A 24,302-nucleotide genomic window follows, 5' to 3' on the forward strand; every position below is an offset into this window, starting at 1 on the left:
AAAAAAGGTTCTATGATATGATAAAATCAAGAAAAAGTTCCTATTCATAGCAAAAAAATATTTATTTGTGAGAGGGAATAAAAACAAAGGGAGTAACAGAATGAAAAAAAAATCACGAGTAAAAAATGGGTTAATCAATTTGTTGTTATTATTGATGTTATTGATTGGTTTAGCTTTAGTATTTAACAATCAGATAAAAAACTTTTTATTAAAAACTTGGGGAGAAGATTATGCGGTTTCACAAGTGACTGCGACAGATGTTCAAGAAAATTTAGCTTATGAGGCTTCCTTTGATTTTGATGCGGTGGAACCTTTAAGCTTGGATTCGATTTTACGGAGACAATTAGATAGTAAATACTTACCTGTCATCGGTGGAATTGCTATTCCTAGTGTCGAAATCAATTTACCAATTTTTAAAGGCTTAGGAAATGCAGAATTGAGTTTTGGAGCAGGGACTTTTGACCCAAATCAAAAAATGGGTGAAGGGAATTATGCCCTTGCTAGTCATCGTGTGGATGATACGGATATGTTATTTACTCCCTTAGATGTGGTTGAACTTGGGGCAGTGATTTACTTAACTGACTTAGAAAATATTTATGCGTATACGATTACTAATAAAGAACGAATTGATCCTTCAAGGGTTGAAGTGGTCGATGAAGTTCCAGGAGAAAAATTAGTTACCTTGATTACTTGTGGAGAAAGAGATGCGGTCACTCGTTGGTGGGTAAAAGGTGAATTGACGGACATTGTTTCTGTAGATGATGCTACTGAAGAGATGTTACATGCATTCGAAATGGAACAACAGACCTTTTGATTGTATAAGTATTGAAAATGAGGTGTGACAGTGAAGAGTGAAAAATTATACCTGTCAGATTTAATCTATCATCAAGAAAAATTTCAGGCGAGCCAATTAGTGATTCCTTTATTTGCCACGCACTCCGAAGCGAAAAAAGCATTCATTCGGCAAACAAGAAAAGGTGAAAGTTGGCAGTTGGACTTTCAAAATCATCGAATTTATATAGCGATACAACGAATAGAAAAAAGTGTCACCTTGACTAATTTACTTTTTGTAAAAGGACAACCTTCATGGACGAAAGTTTTACAAGCGCTAGAAAACTTTTTACGCCAACAGTTTGTGGAAGATGTTTTGATTCCTGTGAATTTTGGTGAAGCAATGAGTACATGGTTGTTGCAACAAGGTTATCACCAAACGACCAAAGGGATGCAAAAACAGTTTGTTTATCATCGTGGGCTAGTTTTAGGTGGTGGAGGAGCCAAAGGAGCGTATCAAATTGGTGTTTGGCAAGCATTAAAAAGTGAAAATATTACCTTTGGGGTTATTACTGGAACTTCTGTCGGCGCATTGAATGGTGCTTTAGTCTTATTGGATGATGTCGAAGTGGCTCGTGATTTATGGCTAACCATCAGCACGGATAAAGTATTGGCTTATCCTGATGCCAGTAAAGATAGCCAAAGTTTAAAAGAGTTATTGCAACAAATTAATTCTTTGGCGACAACTGCTATGCGAGAAAATGGAGCGAGTACTGAACCTTTACAAAAGTTATTACGAAATTTGTACAACCAAGAAAAAATGAGTCAATATCCGGCTAAATTCTTTTTATGCACCACTCGTTTTCCTACGATGCAAGAAACCGTACATGAATTTGATGTCAGTCAAGGAGTGTCGGAGTTAGATTGGTTGATTGGCTCGGCTTCTTTTTATCCTGCGATGATGCCCAAACAAATTGGTGAGCATCACTATGTAGACGGTGGTTATCGTAATAATATTCCCATCGATGTCGCTATAGCTCAGGGAGTGACTGAATGTATTTGTATTGATGTCAAAGGACCGGGGATTACCAAAAAAGTAGAGATTCCTGAGCACGTAGCAATCACTAATTTTCGAACACCATGGACTTTAGGAAATTTATTAGTTTTTGATCGTGAGCGTTCGGAGTTAAATTATCGTTTAGGTTATTTAGAAACAATGAAAACATTAGGTCACTTTAAAGGCTACTGGTACACTTTCAGCCAGGAAACCAATTGGCGCAAGGATTGGCGTGGCTTTTTACAGTCGTTACAAGAAGAACCTCTGTATCTGGCATTGATTCAACAAACTGACTTTTGGAAAAAAATTACCAAAATTCACTTACAAAAAGCACCTGTTGAAGAAGGTGGTTTGATTTTAATGGAATTAATTGGACGCGTCTTGGAAATTACTCCGGGTCACGTCTATACACAAGAAACTTTTTTAGAGGCTTTGCAAAACGCGTATCAAGCAGAACAACCAGCCATGGTTGGCAGTTTATCTGTAGGGGAATGGTTACAACAGCTGCACAATCAACGCTTTGTCCTTTCTGAAAAGAATCAATTAATTCGACTGTACCAAACGATGCAGGAAAAAGGTGAAATTCCACCACAAGTTCTGACATTGGTACCAATTGTTGCGGTTGCTGCCAAGTTTTTGAGTTATTTAGCAGAGAATGAAGAAGAGCAAACGATTTAGTGAAAAACAATTAGATAATAAATAATTTCACACTAATTTTGCGTATATGATGATCAGTCACTGTTTTTGGACGGTGGCTTTTTTATTGATTACTCAGATAGGGATAATAATGGAAAATTTGCTGTTATCTAAGCGCAGAGTGGGTGGCATGATTGTGACTTGTTGTCATCTGAGGTAAACGTCTCTTTATTTACAGCAGACTCGACACTTCACTGCGAGAGAGGCTTGCTTAGGTCAGCCCGAAACCGCTCCAAGCCTGTAGTCTTGGAGCTTTCAAGCTTCACACGTCCAGTAACCAATCAATTGGCAACTGGGTGTAGTTCACATTAAATTCTTAACGTGGCGACAATGCGAGCCTCTCTCTTCGTTACGCAGTGTAGCGCATGGATTAGAAAGAGAGCTGTAAATAGTAACCTTTCGTTATTTTTAAAAGTTAAAGGAGTATAAAAACAGTTGAACAATGCATATAAAATGCGTATAACTTAAACATGAGAAGGAGATATAAAATGCCAATGATACCCAAACAAATGGTGAAGTTACTTAAAAAGAACGGATTCATCAAAGTAAGACAACGCGGTAGTTATGCTCTCTACTTCAATCTTAAAACTAATAAACAAACAACAGTTCCAATGCATGCGAAAGATCTAGGAAAAGGAATTGAAGCAGATATTCTTAAGCAAGCGGGGCTCAAATGATTTGCATGTATGATTGGTTCGATAAAAAAAGATGAAAGGACGTTTTATATGCTAGTATATCCAGCTACATTTGAAGAAGATGGGCAATATATTTTAATCAAATTTCCAGATATCCCTGAGGCTCTGTCTCAAGCAGAGTCCATTGAACAAGCCTATGAAATGGCAGAGGAAGTTCTAGGTCTTGTTTTGGAAGATAAGAAAGATTTTCCAGTAGCTAGCTCTTTCGCTGATGTCGCTAAACAATATCCTGATAAAGCCGTTGCTTTAATTGGTGTTGATTTAGCAGATTATCGTAGAAAACATCATGCGAAAACTGTCCGGAAAAATGTCACAGTTCCAGAATGGTTAGCAGATTTAGCTGCCAAGGAACAGATTAACTTCTCACAAACTTTAACGGATGCTTTGAAAGAAAAATTAGGAGTCTAGTATTTTTCTGGGCTTTTTTTCTTGTAATTGTGGGTTGTGTCGTAGTAAGACCGATTTTTACACGGGAGAGAAAATGGGTTAAAATAAAAGAAATACACGAAAAGAGGGAGAAAAAATGGCATCAGAATTTTCTTATGAAATTGTAGAAGAAATTGCGGTTCTATCTGAAAATCCGAAAGGCTGGCGCAAAGAATTAAATTTAGTCAGTTGGAATGGTCGTCCGCCAAAATTTGACTTACGCGATTGGGCTCCAGAACATGAAAAAATGGGCAAAGGAATTACTTTAAGTAATGAAGAATTCGAAACATTAAAGCAAACATTTTTATCAATGTAAAAGAGCGAGAAGCGAGGAGTAAATAAGTATGAAGAGCATGACAGGTTTTGGGAAATCTCTGCAAGAGTCTGAAAATTATCAAATTGAAGTGGAAGTGAAAAGTGTCAATCATCGGTTTCTTGATATTCAAGTCCGCAACCCCCGCCAATTAAATAGCTATGAACAAGCCATTCGCAATACGATTAAGGAAGTTTTACAACGAGGACGAGTGGAAGTTTATGTGACTTTAAAAGAAAAAGGCGATAACAACAAAGAAGTGGTCATGCATTGGGATTTAATCCAACAATTGGTCACTGATATGCAAAAAGAAGCACAAGAACGTTTTGGTACGGAACTTCCAGCAACGGCGATTTTAGAGCGAATGACTGACAATGAAGCCTTTATTGAAATTCGAGAAAAGCAAACCAAGGATACGACATTAGAACCAGCTTTACTGACGGCGATTCGTGAAGCGACTTTGGCAAATGCTAGTAGTCGTCAAAAAGAAGGAACAGGCATCCAACAAGTTTTAACAGAAAATCGTGAAGGCTTGGCGCTAAAAATTACGGAATTAAACCAGTTTGTTGAAGTGTATGAACAAGATTATCGTCAACGCTTTGAGAAAAAACTGACGGATTATCTTGGAGGAGAAGTTGATCAAGAACGATTATTGACGGAAATGACCATTTTGATCGAACGAGGAGATATTCATGAAGAATTAGATCGTATGGAGATTCATTTGCAAGCGATGGCCGAATTAGTCGCTTCAGATAATCCTGTTGGTAGAGAGTTGGATTTCCTGATTCAAGAGATGAATCGTGAGGTCAATACGATTGGTTCGAAGTCAAGTCCGATTGAAATCAAAAATGCCGTCGTTCAAATGAAAACAATCATCGAAAAAATTCGAGAACAAGTCCAAAATGTTGAATAATTGCGATTTCTTGGAACTTTTCAATAGTTTTTTAATAAAATTCTCGTTATAATAAAGTAATTCTTGAAAGTTGCTGAAAAAAAGTGCAAAATAGACGTTAAGCAAATTGAAGAGTGAAAGGACGTCCATATGACAGAGCGAGGTTTATTAATCGTATTATCTGGCCCTTCAGGTGTAGGAAAAGGGACAGTTCGTAAAGCGATATTCGATAGTGAAGACAATGATTTTCAATATTCTATTTCCATGACTACTCGTAAACAACGTATTGGCGAAGTAGAAGGAGTAGACTATTTTTTCCGTAGCCGTGAAGAATTCGAGGAATTGATTGCTTCTGGTCAGATGCTAGAGTATGCTGAATATGTAGGGAACTATTATGGAACACCCCTATCTTATGTGCAACAAACTTTAGATGAGGGCAAAGATGTCTTTTTAGAGATTGAAGTACAAGGGGCATTACAAGTGAAAAAACAGGTTCCAGACGGCGTCTTTATTTTCTTAACGCCACCAGATTTAACAGAACTCCGCTCAAGAATTACTGGTCGTGGGACAGACGCAGCGGATGTAATTGACGAACGTATGCGTGTAGCCCGAGCAGAAATTGAAATGATGGCATCATACGATTATGCTGTTGTAAATGATGAAGTTCCTCAAGCTGTACAACGAATTAAAGATATAATCTCTAGCGAACATTTTCGCGTAGAGCGTGTGATTGGTAAATATAGAAAAATGTTAGAGGAGTTGTAAGAAATATGATGTTAAAACCATCAATCGATTCATTGTTGGATCGTGTGAATTCAAAATATTCATTAGTTATCTTAGCAAGTAAACGTGCCCACGAGTTAGACGGAGGCGCACAAGCAACCTTAGATTCATTTGATTCTGTTAAGAGTGTCGGTCAAGCTTTAGAAGAAATTGAAGCAGAAACAGTTATTAGTGATCCACATCCAGAAGTAAAACGTGCTCGTTTGAAAATGGAAGCAGAAGAGCGTAAAGCGCAACAAGAAAGAGAACAAAAAGAATTAGAACAACGTATTCGTCAAGAAAAGATATAATTTGCAGGGTCTGGACTGGTTCCAGACTCTTTTCATTTTGTTTTGACCAGAATACAGACAAAAGAAGGCAATTTTAGTAAAATATAGTAGAATGTGACAACAAACAACTAAGAAAAAGGGGGAAGAAAAGATGCCAGTATTCGCAGAAGTCATTGTAGATGTACCGACCATGCAGACGGATCAACCCTTTACTTATTTTGTCCCAGAAAATTTGCAAGAAGTGATCGAGGTTGGTATGCGAGTCGAGGTACCTTTTGGTGAGGGAGGTCGTCGGATTCAAGGTTTTGTGACGCGTTTATCTGAAACCACTGACTATCAAGCCGAATTAAAACCGATTGTTCGCACCTTAGATTTATCACCAGTTTTAAATAAGGAGCTTTTGCAGTTAGCTGACTATATGAAAGAAACAACCTTTTCATTTAAAATCACTTGTTTACAAACCATGCTTCCTGGTGTGATGAAGGCAGAATATCAGAAAAAAATTCTCTTAAAAGATCCCACACATCCGATTAAAGAAACGTACTTTAAAGACGGTGATACCCTGAATTGGGAAGCAGCGGAAGAATTAGGTTTGTTAAAGCAAATGAAACAGTTGCGAGCAGATAATATTGTTGAAATTCAGTACCTTGTAAAAAATAAAAACAAAGTTAAAACGATTCGTTACGTCAAAAGTCTTGTTACAGAAGAGAATTTACAAGAGATTCATAGTCAAATTCGTAAGGGTGCTAAACGTCAAGAGCAACTAGTTGCCTTGCTTTTGGAGCATCCGACAAAGCCTAGTGCTTTTTATACGGAACAAGGAATTTCAAGCAGTGTTTTAAACCAAGGCGTGTCAAACGGTTGGTTGGAATTAGAAGAGGTCGAAGCTTATCGTGATCCCTATCAAGATCGAGCGTTTGAACGGACAACTTCGCTAGCATTAAATGTTGAGCAACAAGATGCTGTAGAGGCTATTTTAGCATCGGAAGCACAAGCAAAATCAGAAGTCTTTCTCTTAGAAGGAATCACAGGAAGTGGGAAAACCGAAGTCTATTTACAAACGATTGCCTCTTTGTTAGCCAAAGAAAAAACCGCGATTATGCTGGTGCCAGAAATTGCCTTAACTCCACAAATGGTGGAACGATTTAAGAGTCGTTTTGGTGAAGCGGTGGCAGTTATGCATAGTGGTTTATCCCAAGGAGAAAAATACGATGAGTGGCGAAAAATTGAACGTGGGGAAGCTCAAGTCGTTGTTGGAGCTCGTTCAGCTATTTTTGCACCTTTAAAAAATATTGGTGTGATTATTGTCGATGAAGAACATGAGGCTTCGTATAAACAGGATGAAACGCCAAGATACCATGCCAGAGATTTGGCGATTTGGCGGGGGAACTATCATGGTTGTCCAGTTGTATTAGGTAGTGCGACCCCTTCGTTAGAATCTCGTGCGAGAGGACAACGAGATGTCTACCGTCTATTGACCTTAACGCACCGTGCCAATCCTCATGCCAATTTACCAAGTGTTGAAGTCATCGATTTAAAAGATGAATTTTCTAAGAAAAATACCAGTACCTTTTCGCGTGTTTTACAAGAAAAAATCGCCGATCGTTTAGCCAATAAAGAACAAATCGTTCTTTTACTGAATCGTCGAGGGTATTCTTCTTTTGTGATGTGCCGTGATTGTGGGTATGTCTTACCTTGTCCGAACTGTGATATTTCTTTAACTTTACACATGGACACCAAAACGATGCGTTGCCACTACTGTGGGCATGAAGAAGGGATTCCTCATCGTTGCCCGGATTGTGGCGGAGATAAAATTCGTTACTATGGAACAGGGACGCAAAAAGTTGAAGAAGAACTGCAAGGCCTATTTCCGGAAGCACGTATTTTACGAATGGATGTCGATACCACGCGAAAAAAAGGTGCTCATGAGAAAATTTTGCAAGCTTTTGGAGCGGGAGAAGCAGATATTTTGTTAGGGACTCAAATGATTGCTAAAGGATTAGATTTTCCCAACATTACTTTAGTAGGGGTTTTAAATGCGGATACAGCTTTAAATTTGCCAGATTTTCGATCCAGCGAGCGAACCTTTCAACTATTAACCCAAGTGAGTGGACGTGCGGGTCGAGCAGAAAAAGCCGGTGAAGTAGTCATTCAAACCTTTAACCCAGAGCACCATGCGATTGTCTTAGCCCAAGCCCAAAATTATGAACGTTTTTATCAACAGGAAATGTTTATGCGTCATCAAAGTGGTTATCCACCGTATTATTTTACGGTAAAAATTTCTTGTAGCCATCCAGAAGAGCAAGTGGCTGCCAAGCGGATGTATCAGATAGCGCAAGAATTGAAACAAGTTTTGAGTCCACAAAGTATTCTCTTGGGACCCATTCCAAGTGGTGTGGCTCGAGTCAAGAATCGTTACCATTACCAATTGATTATTAAATATAAAAAAGAACCCCAACTCTCACAAACATTACGTGAGATTTTAGAAGTCAGTCAAAGAGATCAACGCCAAGGCTTGTATGTGTCAATCGACAATGAGCCATTGAATTTTATTTAAAAGGAGAACATGATGCGATACCCAATTATTATTCACCCAGATGACAAGTTACGCCGTCCTTGCGAACCAGTGAAGGTGGTTACTGATGAATTAGTGCAATTGCTAGAAGATATGTATGAAACGATGGTTGCCCATGATGGAATTGGGATTGCTGCTCCCCAAATTGGAAAAAATATTCAAGTGGCAGTAGTCGAAATTGACGAAGGCGATCGTTTTGAATTAATCAATCCAACAATTATTGAATCAAAAGGCAGTGACATTGATGTGGAGGGTTGTTTGAGCATCCCTCACGTTTTTGGAACGGTGGAACGAGCAGATGAAATTACGGTTCGTTATTTTGACCGCGAAGGAGACGAGATGGAAGTAGAAGCTTTTGGTTATTTGGCAAGAGCGATACAACATGAAATCGATCATTTAAACGGCAAACTATTTGTGGATCAAATGTTGGAACAAATTCCAGAAGAAGAGTTAGAAGCTTATATGGAGGAACGAGAAGATGACTAAGATTGTATTTATGGGTACCCCTCAATTTTCAGTCCCTATTTTAGAAGGATTAGTAGATGAAGGCTACCAAGTAGTGGCAGTTGTGACACAACCGGATCGACCAGTTGGGAGAAAGCGAGTGATTACGCCAACCCCAGTTAAAGAAGCGGCAGTGCGTCTAAATATCCCTGTTTTACAACCTGAAAAAATTTCTGGTTCACCTGAGATGGCAAAGATTGCTGAATTGCAACCAGACGTCATTGTGACGGCTGCTTTTGGACAATTCTTACCAGAAAGCTTATTGAAGGTTCCTACTCATGGAGCGATTAATGTCCATGCCTCATTATTGCCTAAATACCGAGGAGGGGCTCCTGTCCATTATTCAATTATTGACGGTGAAGCTGAAACTGGCGTGACGATTATGGAAATGATTAAAAAAATGGATGCTGGTGGCATTTATTCTCAAGGCAAATTACCGATTACTAAGCAAGATGATGTTGGAACAATGTTTGATAAGTTAAGTCTTTTAGGGAAAGAATTGTTGTTAGCAACCTTACCAAAAATTTTGGATGGTTCATTAAAACCAACTCCTCAAGACGAAGAAAAAGTAACTTTTTCTCCTAACATTACTCGTGAGCAAGAAGCGATTGATTGGCAAAAAAGGGCGGAAGCCATTGACTGTCAAGTTCGTGGGATGCGTCCGTGGCCGATTGCCTTCACTATGTACCAAGGGCAGCGTTGGAAACTTTGGTCAGTGACACCTTTAGCAGAAACAACGACTGCAACACCTGGAACAATTATTAATCGCAATAAAAAAGAGCTGTGGATTGCTTGTGGAGAAGGCACCGTATTAGCTATTGATGAATTACAACCAGCAGGCAAAGGCAAACAAGAAATTACAGCCTTCTTAAATGGCTCAGGTCAACAAGTCGCTGTAGAACAAATGGTGGGGAATGAATGATGAAAAAAAGTGTGAAAAAATCTGTTCGTTATGTTGCCTTAAAAGCCTTAGAACGTGTTGATCAAGGTGGAGCTTACTCAAATTTATTACTAAGAGAATTAATTGATAAAAGCAAATTAAATGAAAAAGATGGTCGTTTGTTAACTGAACTCGTTTATGGAACGATTAGTCACCAACGTTTATTAGCTTTTTATATTCAACCTTTTATTATGAAGGCTAAAAAAGTCGATGACTGGGTCAAACTATTATTAGAACTTTCAGTCTATCAATTACTTTATTTGGATAAGGTTCCTAGTCATGCCGTCTTAAATGAGGCCGTAGAAATTGCCAAAGGTCGTGGAAACGAAGGCATTGGTCGTTTTGTTAATGGTGTTTTACGTAATATTCAACGCCAAGGAGTGCCCTCGTTGGAGACCATTGAAGACCCGATGGAACGCTTGAGTCGCGAAATTAGTCTTCCAAAATTTTTAACGAAGAAATTAGTTAATGAAATCGGTGAAGAAGAAACTCTTGAACTTGGTTTGTCTTTATTTGAACCAAGTCATGTTAGCTGTCGTGTGGACACCAGAAATGTCACCCGCGATGCTGCTTTAGACATTTTATTAGAAGAAGGCATTGAAGCACGTAAAAGTGATGTTTCTCCTTATGGAATTGTGGCAGATCGAGGATACATTGCAGGAAGTAGTCTATTTAGATATGGTTTATTAACCATTCAAGACGAAAGCTCGATGCTGGTTGCACCCGCTTTACAAGTTGAAGCAAACCATCAAGTATTAGATGCTTGTGCTGCACCAGGAGGGAAAACTACCCACATAGCGACATTTTTAGATGCCGAAGAAGGCGGAAAAGTGACTTCCTTGGATATTCATCCTCATAAAGTTTCTTTAATCGAAGAAAATGCTAAACGATTACACGTTTCTGACGTTGTAGAAGCCAAAGAATTAGATGCTCGAGCAGTTTCTGAAACCTTCCCAGAAAATTATTTTGATCGAATTTTAGTAGATGCACCTTGTTCTGGTTTAGGGCTAATGCGTCGTAAACCAGATATTCGCTACAATAAACAACCAGAAGATTTCCGTAAATTACCAGTTATTCAACTAGATATTTTAGAAAGTGTTGCACCTAGCTTAAAACCTGACGGAATTTTGGTTTACAGTACCTGCACATTTGCTCCAGAAGAAAATCAAGAAGTCGTTGCCGAATTTCTAAATAGACATCCCGAATTTTCTCTAGTAGAAGTCCCAGTGGGTAACGTGGTACAATCAAGTATCAAGAACAACATGCTAACGATTTATCCTCATCAATATATGACAGACGGATTCTTCATTAGCTGTTTACGGAAAAACAAGTAGAGATAGTAAATGCTAGCTATTTTCTAAATGCTAAATATCAGTAATTAAAAGGAACGAGAAAAGGAACGAGGTGTAAAGATGGAAATTCGCTATCAAAGTGATGTGGGAAAAAGGCGTAATACGAATCAGGATTATACCGGCGTGTTTACAAATCAAAGAGGTTATACATTAGCACTACTGGCTGATGGTATGGGTGGACATCAAGCAGGTGATGTGGCCAGTCATGATACAGTGGAAGAATTGGGTAAAAAATGGCAAGCATCAGATATTGCAGATAGTGAGAAGGCTGCCCAATGGTTGATTAAAAATATTCAAGAAGAAAATACCAATATCTACGAGCGAGGCCAAGCGAATCCTGATTTGAATGGAATGGGAACAACCTTGGAAGCAGTCATCTTGTTAGACGATCAGTTTACTATCGCTCATGTTGGAGATAGTCGTACCTACCTATTACGAAATGGTGAGTGGGATCAATTAACAGAAGACCATTCCCTAGTAAATATTCTAGTCAAGTCTGGTGAAATTACACAGGAAATGGCAGCTAATCATCCTCGTCGCAATGTGGTCACACGTTCAATCGGTATGCCAGGGATTGTTGAGGTAGATGTAGCTACTCATTATATTACAGGCCAAGAATATCTAATGCTTTGCTCTGACGGCTTAACAAACATGGTTCATGATGAGGTCATTAAAGAGTATATAGAAACGAGCGATTCATTGGAAGAAGCGTTAGATCGTTTGATTGATGAAGCAAACGCACAAGGTGGGGTTGATAATATTACGGTATTATTGATTCGTTTAGGAGGTGACTCTCGATGATTGAAACTGGCAAGAAACTAAGCGGTCGTTATCTGATTTTAGGTAACATCGGTAGTGGAGGAATGGCAAATGTTTTTCTTGCCCGAGACTTGATTTTAGATCGGGAAGTAGCCGTTAAAGTATTACGTTATGATTTCCAAAATAATAAAGATGCTATTCGTCGTTTTCAGCGAGAAGCACTAGCAGCCACGGAATTAGTCCACCCCAATATCGTTTCAGTCTATGATGTCGGTGAAGAGGATGGTATGCAATATCTTGTGATGGAATATGTGAAAGGAATGGATTTAAAAAGATACATTCAAACACATTATCCAATGGACTACCCTGAGATTGTGGATATTATGCAACAAGTTCTATCTGCCGTTTCTTTAGCCCATGAACATCGCATCATTCATCGTGATTTAAAACCACAAAATATTTTGATGAATGAAGAGGGGATTGTTAAAATTGCCGATTTTGGAATTGCTATCGCCTTAAGTGAAACGTCTATTACACAAACAAACACCATGTTAGGTTCTGTGCACTATCTTTCACCAGAACAAGCGCGAGGTAGCATGGCGACCAATCAATCAGATATTTATGCAATTGGGATTATCCTGTATGAAATGTTGACAGGGCGAGTACCTTTCGATGGGGAATCAGCTGTCACGATTGCTTTAAAACATTTTCAAGATGAGATTCCCTCTATTCGACTGTTTGATCATCATTTACCTCAGTCTTTAGAGAATGTCGTGTTAAAAGCTACTGCAAAAGAATCGGCTGATCGCTACAAACAAGTCGATGATATGAAAGAAGATTTGGCAACAGCTCTTTCGCCAGAACGCCTAAATGAACCTCGTTGGGAACCGCAGGCAATGGTGGGTGAAACGAAGATGTTGACTCCAATTCAGGAAGATACACCGATGCCGGAGTCTTTCAAAGAGATGCCGGCTCCTGAAAAGGCTAAAACAGAGCCTGTAGCAGAACCACCGAAGAAAAAGAAACGTCGTGGCTGTTTAGTTGGCTTCATTCTGTTAATCGCAGCTGCCGTTATTGGTACGGGGATTTATTTTGCTATGGGTGGAGGTCGCGGAGAAGTAACGGTTCCCGCGGTTGCAGGTATGACTGAAAGTGAAGCCCGTCGAGAACTAGAGGGCATGGGATTAACAGTTGCTGATGAAGTAGAAGAAGTTGCTGATGAAGAATATGAATCAGGGCAAGTTATTCGAACAGATCCATCTTCAGGAACAAATGTAAAAACAACGCAAGAAATTGTTCTGTATGTCAGCACAGGTGAACCAACGATTGAAATGGACGACTATGTTGGAGAAAATGTGGATGACACGATTAGAGAATTAGTAAGAAAAGGTTTTGAACGCGACAATATCACAACCACTCTCCAAAATGACGAAGAAGTTCCAAAAGGTGAAATAATGGAACAAACGCCAGAAGAAGGGGAAGAAGTTGTTCCTAGAAGCACTGAAGTGGAGTTACTTGTTAGTGATGGACCAGAAACAATCTCGATGCCTAGCCTTAGTCATATGACGGAAGAAGCGGCGGTGGAGTTACTTGTTGGTTTAGGATTTGATGAAGACAATATCCGCACAGAAGAAGCTGCAAGTGCGGATATAGCAGAGGGTTTAATTATCAGTCAAACACCAACTGCTGATACAGATGTTGTACCGGCAACTGAAGATATTGTTTTGACAATCAGTACAGGAATTGAAAAAGTAACGATTCCACCAGTGGCTAACAGACCTCTTACAGAAGTGGATAAAGCTTTACGTGATTTAGGTTTGGAAGTATCTATTGAAGAAGAAGCATCTGATTCAGTTGCGGAAAATAATGTTATCTCAAGTGATCCCGAGTCAGGTTCGGAAGTCAATAAAGGCGATCAAGTAACATTAAAAGTCTCAACAGGAAGAGTACAAACACGAAACTTCACAGTAACGGTTTATGCGACATTTAAAGAGGATGGAAATCCAGAGCAGACCATTACAGTCTGGTTAACAGATTATGAACATCCAGATGGTTATCAAGCCGAACAAGTGCAACTTTCTGAAAGTGTTCCTTTACGAGAATTGTCCATCCGAGTGACGGTTCGTGAGGATGAAGATGCACATATTAGAGTGGAGCGAGATGACGAAGAAGTTGCCTCTAGAGATGTATCTAATGCAATAAATATTCAAGTACCAAATTAAATAGCTAAAAGGATAATCGATCTTATTTCTGACCGATTATCCTTTTTTAGTATTTCAAAAACCTAGTGTCGGTTTAACCTTTCTTTAAATAAAAGCCTTCTCCTTTCCAAGCTAGAAAAAATTGGGTATAATTAAGGTCAATATTAGTCAAGGGAGGTCACGAAAAGATGGGTCATCAAAATACTTCTGATTTAATTGAAGCATATTTGAAGAAAATCCTTGAGGAAAGTGAAAAAATCGAGATTCGACGTGCAGAGATGGCAGATTTATTCAATTGTGTACCTTCGCAAATCAATTATGTCATCAATACTCGTTTTACCGTTCAACGAGGTTATGCAGTAGAAAGTAAAAGAGGCGGTGGCGGTTATATTCGGATTGAAAAAATTCAAATTGCCAGTTGCCATCATTTTCTAGAACAAGTCAATCAATTGTTTGAGGAAGAAATTTCCGAAAAAGATGCGATTGCGATTATTCAAAAATTATATGAAGAAAGTATTTTATCAAAGCGAGAAGGTAATTTATTTTTAACGACAATTAGTAAAGCAGTTTTAGGCAAGTCAGAAGATGAAAATATAATTCGAGCGATGATTATGCACAGTATTTTGGAACGATTAAGTTACGAAGACCGAGACATTCGTTCGTCTTACTAAGTACTCCATTAATATATAAGAGGTGAAAAACATGGATGAATTATTTACACAGCGAGCAAGAGCAGTCTTAGCAATTGCCCAAGAAGAAGCGAAATATTTTAAACATCAATCCGTTGGTTCTGAGCACATTTTATTGGCTTTAATTATTGAACAAAACGGGATTGCTGGCAAAACGTTGAGAGAAATGGGCATCAATGAAAACGACATCCGTGAAGAAATTGAACATTTGACTGGTTATGGCACAATGAAAGATTATCCAGTGGGAGGCTTTTTACCTTATTCTCCAAGAGCAAGACAAATCTTTGCTTATGCTGGAGATGAGGCAAAACGTTTAGGTGCGCAACAAATTGGTACGGAGCATCTATTGTTAGGTTTGTTAAGAGATGAAGAGATTCTAGCTTCACGTATTATGTTAAACCTAGGAATGAGTTTAGCTAAAATGCGTCAATTATTGAAGAAAAAAATGGGTGTGAATGATACTCAAAATCAACCCCGTGGTATGGCATCAAATGTTGCCAGAGCGAATCGTCGCAATCAACAAAACCGTCAACAGCCAGAAGGTACACCAACCTTAGATTCATTGGCTCGTGATTTGACGAAATTAGCCCGTGAAAAACGCTTAGATCCAGTGGTTGGTCGTAGCAATGAAGTCAAACGATTGATTCAAATCTTAAGTCGTCGTACTAAAAATAATCCAGTATTAGTGGGTGAACCTGGTGTAGGTAAAACTGCGATTGCTGAAGGCTTAGCTCAAAAAATTATCAATGGTGAAGTGCCAAAAGATATGCAACAAAAACGTCTAATGATGTTGGATATGGGTGCATTAGTTGCTGGTACGAAATACCGTGGTGAATTTGAAGATCGGATGAAAAAAATCATTGATGAAATTTATCATGATGGACAAATTATCCTATTTATTGATGAATTGCATACGCTAATTGGTGCCGGTGGAGCTGAAGGAGCAATTGATGCTTCCAATATTCTAAAACCAGCCTTGGCACGTGGCGAATTACAAACAATTGGTGCTACTACATTAGATGAATATCAAAAATATATTGAAAAAGATTCTGCTTTGGAACGTCGTTTTGCCCGTGTTCAAGTCAATGAGCCAACTCCTGAAGAAGCAGAGGAAATTTTACAAGGTTTGCGTCCTCGTTATGAAGAACATCATGGTGTAGAAATTACCGATGATGCTTTGCATGCTGCTGTGCAGTTATCTGTACGTTATATTAATTCTCGTCAATTACCAGATAAGGCGATTGATTTAATGGATGAATCTGCAGCGAAGGTTCGTTTAGACAAAGCAGATGAAGCTTCAGAAACAGCTCTTTTGCAAGAAGAACTACTGGATTTATCTCAAGAAAAAGAAGCAGCGATTCGTCAACAAGACTTTGAGACAGCCGCTCGTCTAAGAATCAAAGAAAAAGAATTAAGTCAGCGTTTAGCAGAGGTTACTTTTGTAGAAGTGAAAGAGGCAGCTGGTTATGAAAACAGTGTGACTGCTGAAGATGTTGCTTCTGTGGTGTCTCAATGGACAGGCGTTCCATTACAACAAATGGAGAAAAAAGAAAGCGAACGTTTGTTAGATTTAGAAAAAATTATCCATCAGCGTGTGGTCGGTCAAGATGAAGCAGTGCAAGCAGTCGCTCGTTCGATTCGTCGTGCCAGAAGTGGTTTAAAAGATCCGAATCGTCCAATTGGTTCATTTATGTTCTTAGGTCCAACAGGTGTTGGTAAAACAGAATTGGCGAAAGCCTTGGCAGAAGCTATGTTTGGTAGTGAAGATTCCTTGATTCGTGTGGATATGTCTGAATTTATGGAAAAATACAGCACGAGCCGTTTGATTGGGTCTCCTCCAGGTTATGTTGGTTATGATGAAGGCGGACAATTAACTGAAAAAGTTCGTTCTAAACCTTACTCTGTTATTTTGTTAGATGAAGTTGAAAAAGCTCATCCAGATGTATTTAACATCTTACTGCAAGTTTTAGATGACGGTCATTTGACAGATTCTAAAGGTCGTCGTGTTGACTTCCGCAATACCATTCTAATTATGACTTCCAATATTGGTGCAACCGAATTGCGTGAAGAAAAAAATGTCGGCTTTAACGTAACTGACGCGAATAAAGATCATTCTGCGATGCAAAAACGTATCTTAGAAGAGTTGAAGAAAGCTTATCGTCCAGAATTCTTAAATAGAATTGATGAAACAGTTGTCTTCCGTTCATTGGATCAAAGTGAAATTCATGAAATCGTGAAAATCATGAGCCAATCAATTATCAAACGTTTAGCAGAACAAGACATTCAATTGAAAATTACGCCAGCAGCCTTAGATGTAATTGGTAAAGCTGGTTTTGATCCAGAGTATGGTGCACGCCCAATTCGCCGTGCCTTACAAAAAGAAGTGGAAGATCGCCTAAGCGAAGCCCTACTTTCAGGTCAAATCCATTTTGGTAATAACGTAACCATTGGTGCCTCTAAAGGAACCATTACGTTGAATGTCAAAGAAGCAAAAGCAGCGAAAGTCTTGCAGAAGGCGTAACAATTTTAATTGGACTGGGATATAAGTGCAAACAAGAATGAAATCCATCAATCTTTTTTGTTTATGTTAAAGAAAGTATAATTTTTAAGGGATGAAAAGCCGATATGATAGGTTTTTTATCCCTTTTCATTTACATACAGTACATAAAAAAATCCGTCAAAACTTGCAAGCCAACTGGGAGAAAAGACAGATATCATGAGTTAAAGATGAGGATGAATTACGCCATGTTGAAAGTAGTGAATTTCTACTTTCTAACATGGCGTTTGAATGCCGAAAGGTTTGAGACTCTTGTAGAGAGGCTCAGACCGGTCTCTCATAATGTCTGTTCTTTGCGGACAGATGGCTTGCAAGTTTGTCAGGTTGGAATCTTTTGTTGTTTGGCTATAAGCACAGTCTCACTTTTTTTACTTGTACAGAACCAATGAGAAACAGTATGATAAAAGAAAAGGAGGTTTATGTAATGATTGAAAGTGAAAAACTAGCCAAGATGATTGATCATACCTTACTGAGAGCAGATGCGCTTTCTTCTGAATTAGAACAATTATGTCAGGAAGCAGAGGAATATGGCTTTAAAATGGTGGCAATTAATTCTTATCCAGTCAAACAATGTCGCAAATATTTGAAAGACAGTTCCGTCCATGTGGGAGCCGCTATTGGCTTTCCTTTAGGACAAACAACCATTGCAGCAAAAGTATTTGAGGTCGAGGATGCGATTCAAAACGGTGCAGATGAGATTGACTACGTGATTAATGTCGGTAAATTAAAAGAAGGGGATTTAGCTTATATTCGTCAAGAAATGGAACAAATTGTTTCCACTGCAAGAAAAGGAGAAATTTTAAGCAAAGTCATTCTGGAAACTTGTTATTTAACCGATGAGGAAAAAATCCAAGTTTGTCAAATTGCGAAGGAAGTCCAACCAGATTTCGTAAAAACATCGACTGGATTTGGAACTGCTGGAGCAACGGTAGCCGATGTTAAGCTAATGAAGCAAACGGTTGGGGATACAGTGAAAGTTAAAGCTGCCGGAGGGATTCGTGATTTAGCTACGGCTTTAGAAATGATTGAAGCAGGTGCAGAACGTTTGGGAACGAGCGCGGGAATAAAAATCATGCAAGAATATCAATACACTTACAAATAGTAAGCATATTTATTGGTTTTTATTTTAAATTCGTTATAGTAGAGATAGCAACTACGAATGTGAGGAAAAACGAATGACGATAGATGTGAAAAATGTGATATTTGGTTTAGATTCTTTTGGGGATGTCGCTTTTGATGATCAAAGTAAACAACCGTTAAGTTACGGAGAATCTTTGAGAAGGATTGTGGAAGAAGGCAAGTTAGCTGATGAATTAGGAGTAGACATTATTGCTTTAGGGGAGCATCATCGCAAAGAGTATTCAATTTCTAGTCCTGAGATGGTCTTAGCAGCTTTAGCTTCAGTGACAAAAAAAATTAAATTAGGGACGGGTGTCACTGTTTTGAGTTCGGATGATCCAGTTCGTGTATACGAACGTTTTGCAACCTTAGATGGAATATCTAATGGGCGAGCACAAATCATGTTAGGTCGAGGCTCTTTTACGGAATCTTTTCCATTATTTGGCTACAACCTACAAGATTATGAAGATTTATTTGAAGAAAAATTTGTATTATTCAATGAATTAGTAAAAAATGAACCTGTGACTTGGGAAGGTCGTTTTACGCAAACACTGAATAATGTTCAAGTGTATCCTAAAATGGATCATCCTTTAGATGTCCAAGTCGGTGTAGGTGGCTCTCCGGAATCAATTATCCGTGCAGCGAAGTATGGTTTACCTGTAATGTTAGCGATTATTGGTGGTGAACCTACTCGTTTTAAACCCTTTATCAATTTATATGAACGAGCAGCCCATCAATTTGAGCAACCAAATCATCCTTTAGGCATGCATTCTCATGGTGTCATTGCGGATACTGATGAAGAAGCTCAAGAAATTGCTTGGAACTATTTAAAAAAATCAATGGACCAAATTGGTCGAGAACGTGGATGGCCAGAAATGAGTCGAGAAAAATTTCTATTTGAAATTGAACAAGGTGCTTTTTATATAGGAAGTCCAGAAACAGTTGCCCAAAAGATTGCTCGTATGATTCAGGCAGTTGGGGTCCAACGTTTTGATTTAGTCTATGGAACAGGTGGACAGTTGCAAAAAGATCGCTTTAAAACGATTCAATTATATGGAGAAAAAGTGATTCCTAGAGTGAAAGAATTATTAGCAGAATAATAAAAAAGAGTTGCCAAGTGAATCATGGCAACTCTTTTTCGTCCTCTGAGATCCATAAACCTTGTTGATAAGAAGAATATTTACTCAAGACTTCTTCATAAAGTAATGGGAGTTCAGGGTGCTTATTTAATAAAGAAGCATAGTCAGGTAATAAGTATTGAAAACTACTGACTAAGTGTCGTGTCTCTGTAGAAATGGCTCGTTTAGGTAGACAAATTTCACCAGAAAAAAATGAACAAATACAGTGAATTTGATGAAATCGTTGCTGGATTTCTTCAAAAAAAGATTCATTTATGTTTGTGTGGGCGTGTAGCGCAAACACAAGAGTGTCGTGAATGTCTTTTGAAATCCAGATTTTTTCGATACCAGTTAGTTGTTTCCATAAGAAAAGCAATCCTCGATGATTGAGTTGAAACGGTGGTTGATAGTAAGTTGAATCAAATTGGCAATGGCTTGAATGAGACAAGATTGGGTAATCTTGATGCACTTCAAGATATCGCTGAAAACAAGTGTCTGATGAATAATCAAATGGTGGATCGGCAATTAAGGAAACTTGCCAGGCAAACCAGCGAAGTTGAGCAGGATTACCTTTTAATGTTGGAAAATGTGTAAAAGATAATGTTAATTCATAGGGTGCTAAAAATGCTTGCAGAAAACGAATACGACGATTTAAAGTAGCCAAACTAAGATTCATTGTGCGTTGCAAAGAAGTAGCCGAAGCATAAGGATTGGCAACTATTTTAGTGAGCAGCTGAAAAGAGTCACTACGATGTAAAAGTGTTGTAAGAAAAAGCTCCCCGTCTTCTTTAGTAAAAATTCCTTTGATTTGTGATCCGTTTAGATAAAAACTGATTCCTGTTCCACGATTAAGTGGATTTTTTTGCCAGTTTTGGATATTTTTTTTAAGTAAGTCGGGTGTTTTATCCAGTTTTTTAGCAAGTGCTTCTAACGAACAATGGGATACTACTTGTAAAGCTTCAAATACTTCATAAATAACTTTGTCTTCTCGATTTAATAATAATGGAAACATCCTTTCATCACCTCTTCCACAAAGTACCATGAAGCGAATAAATTTCAAAAGTGGCTTAATAAGTAGAAAAAGACCATAATGAACAAATAAATAGTGTTAATGAAACATAATTTATTTTTGACTACGCCAAGACCCCATAATATCAAGCTTTTGTTTTTTATTACTATTTATTTTTACTTGTTTTTGATGTATTTTTGCCCATTTTTATCAATTATGGGATGTTTTTACTCATTAAGGATTACGTACTTATCTTTATAAAACTGATATTTTCAAAGAGACTAGCAAAAAATAGCAAGTTCTTAATGAGTAAAAAAGACTGATAATCGCAAATAATAGGTCTTATTGATAAAAAAGGGTTCATAATGGTGATTTTTAGATAATAATCAGTTTAAAGTTTCACTAGATTTAGTCACTGACAATCCAGTTTTTATCAATAATAACCAAAAAAGGTTCTTTAAAGTTGGCAATTTAGCAAAGAATTAGTATGATTAAGAAAAGATAATTAGAATGAAAATAAAGGAGTTTTGGATGATAGGAATTATTTACTTTATTGTAATTGTCGCTGCAAATATTGTAGGGACTATTTCAGGACTAGGTGGCGGTGTGATTATCAAGCCAGTCTTAGACTTTATTGCTGCAGATTCTGTGGCAACTATTTCCTTTTATTCAACAACGGCGGTCTTTTTAATGTCGGTTGTTGCTATTTTCCGCCAAATGAAACAAGGAACGAATCTGAATTGGAAAATTATTTCTGGAGTTGCCATGGGATCTATTGCAGGAGGGATTCTTGGCAATATCGCCTTTGATTACCTGTTTTTACTATTTGGTAAGGAGAGCAGTGTTCAACTATTTCAAATTGTTCTATCAATTATTACTTTGATTTTCGCTTTTTGTTATACTCGTTTTGAACTCCCTGCCTTTCGCTTAAAGGGAATTGTTTGGTATATTATTTGTGGATTGATTTTAGGCTTTTTAGCCAGTGTGATGGGTATTGGCGGTGGACCAACCAATATGTCTGTCCTAATGTTACTCTTTTCTTTATCAATCAAAGAGGCAGCTATTTATTCTATCTGTGCCATTTTTTTCTCTCAGCTATCCAAATTAATTACGATTGGTTTAACAACTGGTTTTGTTATCTACAATCTACCCATGCTTTGGTTCGTCATTCCTTCAGCAATTTTAGGTGGTTGGCTAGGAGTGCAGTTGAGCAAATTAATTTCAACGAAACGAGTGACATTTATTTTTCAGGTAACAGTATTAGCTGTTTTATTCATAAATATCTACAATGGTGTAAGAATATTTTTATAGACTACAGAGGACTGTAACGTAAATAAAACAAGACAAAGATATCCGAACAAAATAGAATGATCATTTCAAATGTATTTTCTATTGTTCTGGTATTTTACTGTAAATTATTTGTGTCACAGTTCCTTTTTTTTTTGAAGTAACTTTGTCTTTTCTATCGGGAAAAATATGATATACTAAGACCTTGAAAACGTTTTAAATTAATAGAATAATATCGAATGGGTTGAGGATGGAAAAAATGGCAAAAAATATTTCGAGTAAACTGTTTTACCAAATTTCTTTTTCTTTGATAGGAACCTTTTTAGTTGCTTTAGGTATTCGTTTAATTGTTATCAGTCAGTTAGGTGCAGATGCTTTAAGTACATTTATCTTAGGAATATTGCAGTATATTGATACAAGTTTTGGTAATGTGAGTCTTTTTATAAATGCACTGATTCTAGTGGTTGTCTTTTTTAAACAACGAGAATTAATTGGTGTAGCCAGCATTATTAATAGTTTTGGAATAGGATTATTTATTAATTCATTTGACTATTTACAAATCTTAGGAAGTATCCCTCAAGGTTTTCAATTAGTCTCATTATTGATAGGTGTAGAACTATTTGCCATGGGAACCGCAATGTATCTATTAACTGACGCTGGATCTGGCGCGTATGAATGTTTGATGTTTGTTGTAGAAAAATGGCTAGGTAAATCTTTACGAGTGGCACGGATGTTAGTCGATGGTACCTTGATGATTCTAGGAATTTTGCTAGGAGGTCCTTTTCATGTAGGAACACTTTTAATTGTCTTATTGTTGGGTCCTTCCTTACAATTTTATCTAAAGATGCTATCAAAAATTATCAAGAATTAATAAGGTCAAATCAAAAAGGCAAGGAAAGCACGTATGTTTTCCTTGCCTTTTTTTAATTTTCTTCCGAAAAAGAGAGATGCATAAGCAAAATGAGAAATGCGATGCAAACAACAAATTGGATAATTGAAAATTGCAGGGTCAAACGATAAAACAAAATAAAAATAATCAGCAACAAGCCTAAGGTACTAAGGAGCATTTTCAAAGAAATCACATCCTTTATTCTGAATCAGGATTATCAAATGCAACAATAAACATCAGGGTCACGATAGAAAGCAGCGCTCCAATGAGTACCCAAAACTGATACTGGGCATCAGGAGACCCAAATAAATTAATGGCAATCAGCACTACGGTCAACAAGTATAGGGTGGGTCGGATTAAAGATACCAACCGAGGTACCCCCCTTTAGTTGTTTCGACATGAACCAATGTTCTGCCATTAAATGTTTTAGGTGGATAAGAAGAAAAGAATTTTTTGAATCCAGTATGAGATTGCGGCGCAACTACGTCAGGGTCAATAGAGGTGTCGGCCAAAACTACTGGAGTAAATGTTCCTAAAATTCCCATTGCTAATAGACAGATAATAATTTTTTTCATAGTTAGTCAGCTCCTCAAAATATTTACTGTTAGTATATAACATATTTGAGTGGAGTAACCAAAAATACCCTGAACGTTGATTATTTTGTCCTGAACGCTTGATTTAGGATGCTAATTTGTCGAGTAGAAGCCCAACATGTTTCTCCATTACGAAAAGTTAAGGTCCGATTTTTACGATTAACGTGTACAATATTCTCCTGATTGGCAACAAAAGATTTATGGACACGGAGGAAGCTTTCCGATAACTGTTCTATTTCAGTAATCTTTCCATAAAATTCAGTTTGACTATTAGATAAATGAAGAATCAATTTATGAGAAGTAGGGGACGTTTCAATAAACATGATATCTTCTAGATTAAAAAGACGAGTTTGATTGCCCACTTCAATGCGAATTCGATTGCTAGGAGTTGTACTACTTTCTGATGTGTAGTGACGTTGAGTTTGCTGAAGAGCTTCTCGCACCCGATTTTCTAATTCTTCTTGATCTTCTTTGATGATGTAATCCATGGCTTCAACTTTGTATTTAAAAGTTAGTGGCAATAATTCATCATGAGTGGTAATGAAAATAATTTTCCCATCCACACAAAGATTTCGAATTTGTCCACCTAACTCAATGCCATCAATCTCTTTATTAAGGTCAACATCCAAAAAAAAGATGGCATGGGATTGAGGATGTTGTTCAATATATTCGAGCAAATCGTATGGGTTGTCCGTACTTAAAGATATTTTCATGTCTAAATCTTCCATCAGAACATATTTTTCAATCATTCGTTCTAGTCGAATTCTTTGAGTTAAATTATCTTCACAAATAAAAATTTCTAACATAT

At 37.7% G+C, this 24,302-nt stretch carries 23 protein-coding genes; 20 read left to right on the forward strand and 3 right to left on the reverse strand.

Going from position 1 to position 24,302, the window contains the following annotated elements; translation table 11 throughout:
• Nucleotides 1-100: 100 nt before the first annotated feature.
• The 18 genes from AC4BBX_RS09480 to AC4BBX_RS09565 all read left to right on the forward strand — a co-directional run bounded on the left by AC4BBX_RS09480 (nucleotide 101) and on the right by AC4BBX_RS09565 (nucleotide 19,698).
• A complete protein-coding gene (locus tag AC4BBX_RS09480; protein WP_490453611.1) occupies nucleotides 101-814 on the forward strand; it encodes a class A sortase in 714 nt (237 codons plus the stop codon).
• 30 nt (nucleotides 815-844) lie between these two features.
• The gene (locus AC4BBX_RS09485; protein ID WP_490453612.1) at nucleotides 845-2,506 is read left to right on the forward strand and encodes a patatin-like phospholipase family protein; all 1,662 of its coding nucleotides are present in this window, start codon (nucleotides 845-847) and stop codon (nucleotides 2,504-2,506) included.
• Nucleotides 2,507-3,012: 506 nt separating this feature from the next.
• Nucleotides 3,013-3,201: a type II toxin-antitoxin system HicA family toxin gene (locus tag AC4BBX_RS09490; RefSeq protein WP_490453613.1), complete on the forward strand. Its 189-nt coding sequence runs from the start codon at nucleotides 3,013-3,015 to the stop codon at nucleotides 3,199-3,201.
• Between the two features lie 48 nt (nucleotides 3,202-3,249).
• Nucleotides 3,250-3,627 carry a type II toxin-antitoxin system HicB family antitoxin gene (locus tag AC4BBX_RS09495; protein WP_490453614.1) on the forward strand — a complete coding sequence of 126 codons (378 nt, stop codon included), beginning with the start codon at nucleotides 3,250-3,252 and terminating at the stop codon, nucleotides 3,625-3,627.
• A 115-nt stretch (nucleotides 3,628-3,742) separates the two neighbouring features.
• Nucleotides 3,743-3,961: a YdbC family protein gene (locus tag AC4BBX_RS09500; protein ID WP_490453615.1), complete on the forward strand. Its 219-nt coding sequence runs from the start codon at nucleotides 3,743-3,745 to the stop codon at nucleotides 3,959-3,961.
• A gap of 28 nt (nucleotides 3,962-3,989) precedes the next feature.
• The gene (locus AC4BBX_RS09505; RefSeq protein WP_490453616.1) at nucleotides 3,990-4,871 is read left to right on the forward strand and encodes a YicC/YloC family endoribonuclease; all 882 of its coding nucleotides are present in this window, start codon (nucleotides 3,990-3,992) and stop codon (nucleotides 4,869-4,871) included.
• Nucleotides 4,872-5,000: 129 nt separating this feature from the next.
• Entirely contained in the window at nucleotides 5,001-5,615 is a 615-nt protein-coding gene (gmk, locus tag AC4BBX_RS09510; RefSeq protein ID WP_490453617.1) for a guanylate kinase, read from the forward strand.
• Nucleotides 5,616-5,620: 5 nt separating this feature from the next.
• Entirely contained in the window at nucleotides 5,621-5,923 is a 303-nt protein-coding gene (gene rpoZ, locus AC4BBX_RS09515) for a DNA-directed RNA polymerase subunit omega (RefSeq protein ID WP_490453618.1), read from the forward strand.
• Nucleotides 5,924-6,053: 130 nt separating this feature from the next.
• Entirely contained in the window at nucleotides 6,054-8,459 is a 2,406-nt protein-coding gene (gene priA, locus AC4BBX_RS09520; RefSeq protein ID WP_490453619.1) for a primosomal protein N', read from the forward strand.
• A gap of 12 nt (nucleotides 8,460-8,471) precedes the next feature.
• The gene (def, locus tag AC4BBX_RS09525) at nucleotides 8,472-8,963 is read left to right on the forward strand and encodes a peptide deformylase (RefSeq protein WP_490455800.1); all 492 of its coding nucleotides are present in this window, start codon (nucleotides 8,472-8,474) and stop codon (nucleotides 8,961-8,963) included.
• Nucleotides 8,956-9,903 (forward strand): methionyl-tRNA formyltransferase, encoded by a 948-nt coding sequence (fmt, locus tag AC4BBX_RS09530; RefSeq protein ID WP_490453620.1) that lies wholly within the window; start codon nucleotides 8,956-8,958, stop codon nucleotides 9,901-9,903. The genes def and fmt overlap by 8 nt, the downstream gene beginning before the upstream one ends.
• Nucleotides 9,903-11,255, forward strand: a complete 1,353-nt coding sequence (gene rsmB / locus AC4BBX_RS09535) for a 16S rRNA (cytosine(967)-C(5))-methyltransferase RsmB (RefSeq protein WP_490455801.1) — start codon at nucleotides 9,903-9,905, stop codon at nucleotides 11,253-11,255. Before fmt ends, rsmB begins: the two co-directional genes overlap by 1 nt.
• Nucleotides 11,256-11,333: 78 nt before the next feature.
• Nucleotides 11,334-12,074, forward strand: coding sequence for a Stp1/IreP family PP2C-type Ser/Thr phosphatase (locus AC4BBX_RS09540; protein WP_490453621.1), 741 nt, complete (start codon nucleotides 11,334-11,336; stop codon nucleotides 12,072-12,074).
• Nucleotides 12,071-14,254, forward strand: coding sequence for a Stk1 family PASTA domain-containing Ser/Thr kinase (pknB, locus tag AC4BBX_RS09545; RefSeq protein WP_490453622.1), 2,184 nt, complete (start codon nucleotides 12,071-12,073; stop codon nucleotides 14,252-14,254). Before AC4BBX_RS09540 ends, pknB begins: the two co-directional genes overlap by 4 nt.
• Nucleotides 14,255-14,421: 167 nt before the next feature.
• On the forward strand, nucleotides 14,422-14,904 hold the full coding sequence (locus tag AC4BBX_RS09550; protein ID WP_490453623.1) for a CtsR family transcriptional regulator: 483 nt from the start codon (nucleotides 14,422-14,424) through the stop codon (nucleotides 14,902-14,904).
• Between the two features lie 31 nt (nucleotides 14,905-14,935).
• Nucleotides 14,936-17,443 carry an ATP-dependent Clp protease ATP-binding subunit gene (locus tag AC4BBX_RS09555; RefSeq protein WP_490453624.1) on the forward strand — a complete coding sequence of 836 codons (2,508 nt, stop codon included), beginning with the start codon at nucleotides 14,936-14,938 and terminating at the stop codon, nucleotides 17,441-17,443.
• A 460-nt stretch (nucleotides 17,444-17,903) separates the two neighbouring features.
• Entirely contained in the window at nucleotides 17,904-18,581 is a 678-nt protein-coding gene (gene deoC, locus AC4BBX_RS09560) for a deoxyribose-phosphate aldolase (protein WP_490453625.1), read from the forward strand.
• 73 nt (nucleotides 18,582-18,654) lie between these two features.
• On the forward strand, nucleotides 18,655-19,698 hold the full coding sequence (locus AC4BBX_RS09565; RefSeq protein WP_490453626.1) for an LLM class flavin-dependent oxidoreductase: 1,044 nt from the start codon (nucleotides 18,655-18,657) through the stop codon (nucleotides 19,696-19,698).
• Between the two features lie 22 nt (nucleotides 19,699-19,720).
• On the opposite strand, the gene AC4BBX_RS09570 is transcribed toward AC4BBX_RS09565, so the two are convergent.
• Entirely contained in the window at nucleotides 19,721-20,728 is a 1,008-nt protein-coding gene (locus AC4BBX_RS09570) for a helix-turn-helix domain-containing protein (protein WP_490453627.1), read from the reverse strand.
• 528 nt (nucleotides 20,729-21,256) lie between these two features.
• Between AC4BBX_RS09570 and AC4BBX_RS09575 the strand changes: the two genes are divergently transcribed.
• Together AC4BBX_RS09575 and AC4BBX_RS09580 are read left to right on the forward strand one after the other, a co-directional pair.
• A complete protein-coding gene (locus AC4BBX_RS09575; RefSeq protein WP_490453628.1) occupies nucleotides 21,257-22,036 on the forward strand; it encodes a sulfite exporter TauE/SafE family protein in 780 nt (259 codons plus the stop codon).
• Nucleotides 22,037-22,271: 235 nt separating this feature from the next.
• Nucleotides 22,272-22,883 (forward strand): YczE/YyaS/YitT family protein, encoded by a 612-nt coding sequence (locus AC4BBX_RS09580; RefSeq protein WP_490453629.1) that lies wholly within the window; start codon nucleotides 22,272-22,274, stop codon nucleotides 22,881-22,883.
• A 374-nt stretch (nucleotides 22,884-23,257) separates the two neighbouring features.
• Here the strand turns inward: AC4BBX_RS09580 and AC4BBX_RS09585 are convergent, their stop codons facing one another.
• A complete protein-coding gene (locus AC4BBX_RS09585) occupies nucleotides 23,258-23,476 on the reverse strand; it encodes a hypothetical protein (protein WP_490453630.1) in 219 nt (72 codons plus the stop codon).
• An 80-nt stretch (nucleotides 23,477-23,556) separates the two neighbouring features.
• Nucleotides 23,557-24,300: a LytR/AlgR family response regulator transcription factor gene (locus tag AC4BBX_RS09590; protein ID WP_490453631.1), complete on the reverse strand. Its 744-nt coding sequence runs from the start codon at nucleotides 24,298-24,300 to the stop codon at nucleotides 23,557-23,559.
• Nucleotides 24,301-24,302 lie beyond the last annotated feature (2 nt).

The organism is Enterococcus sp. AMC1157, assembly GCF_058216555.1.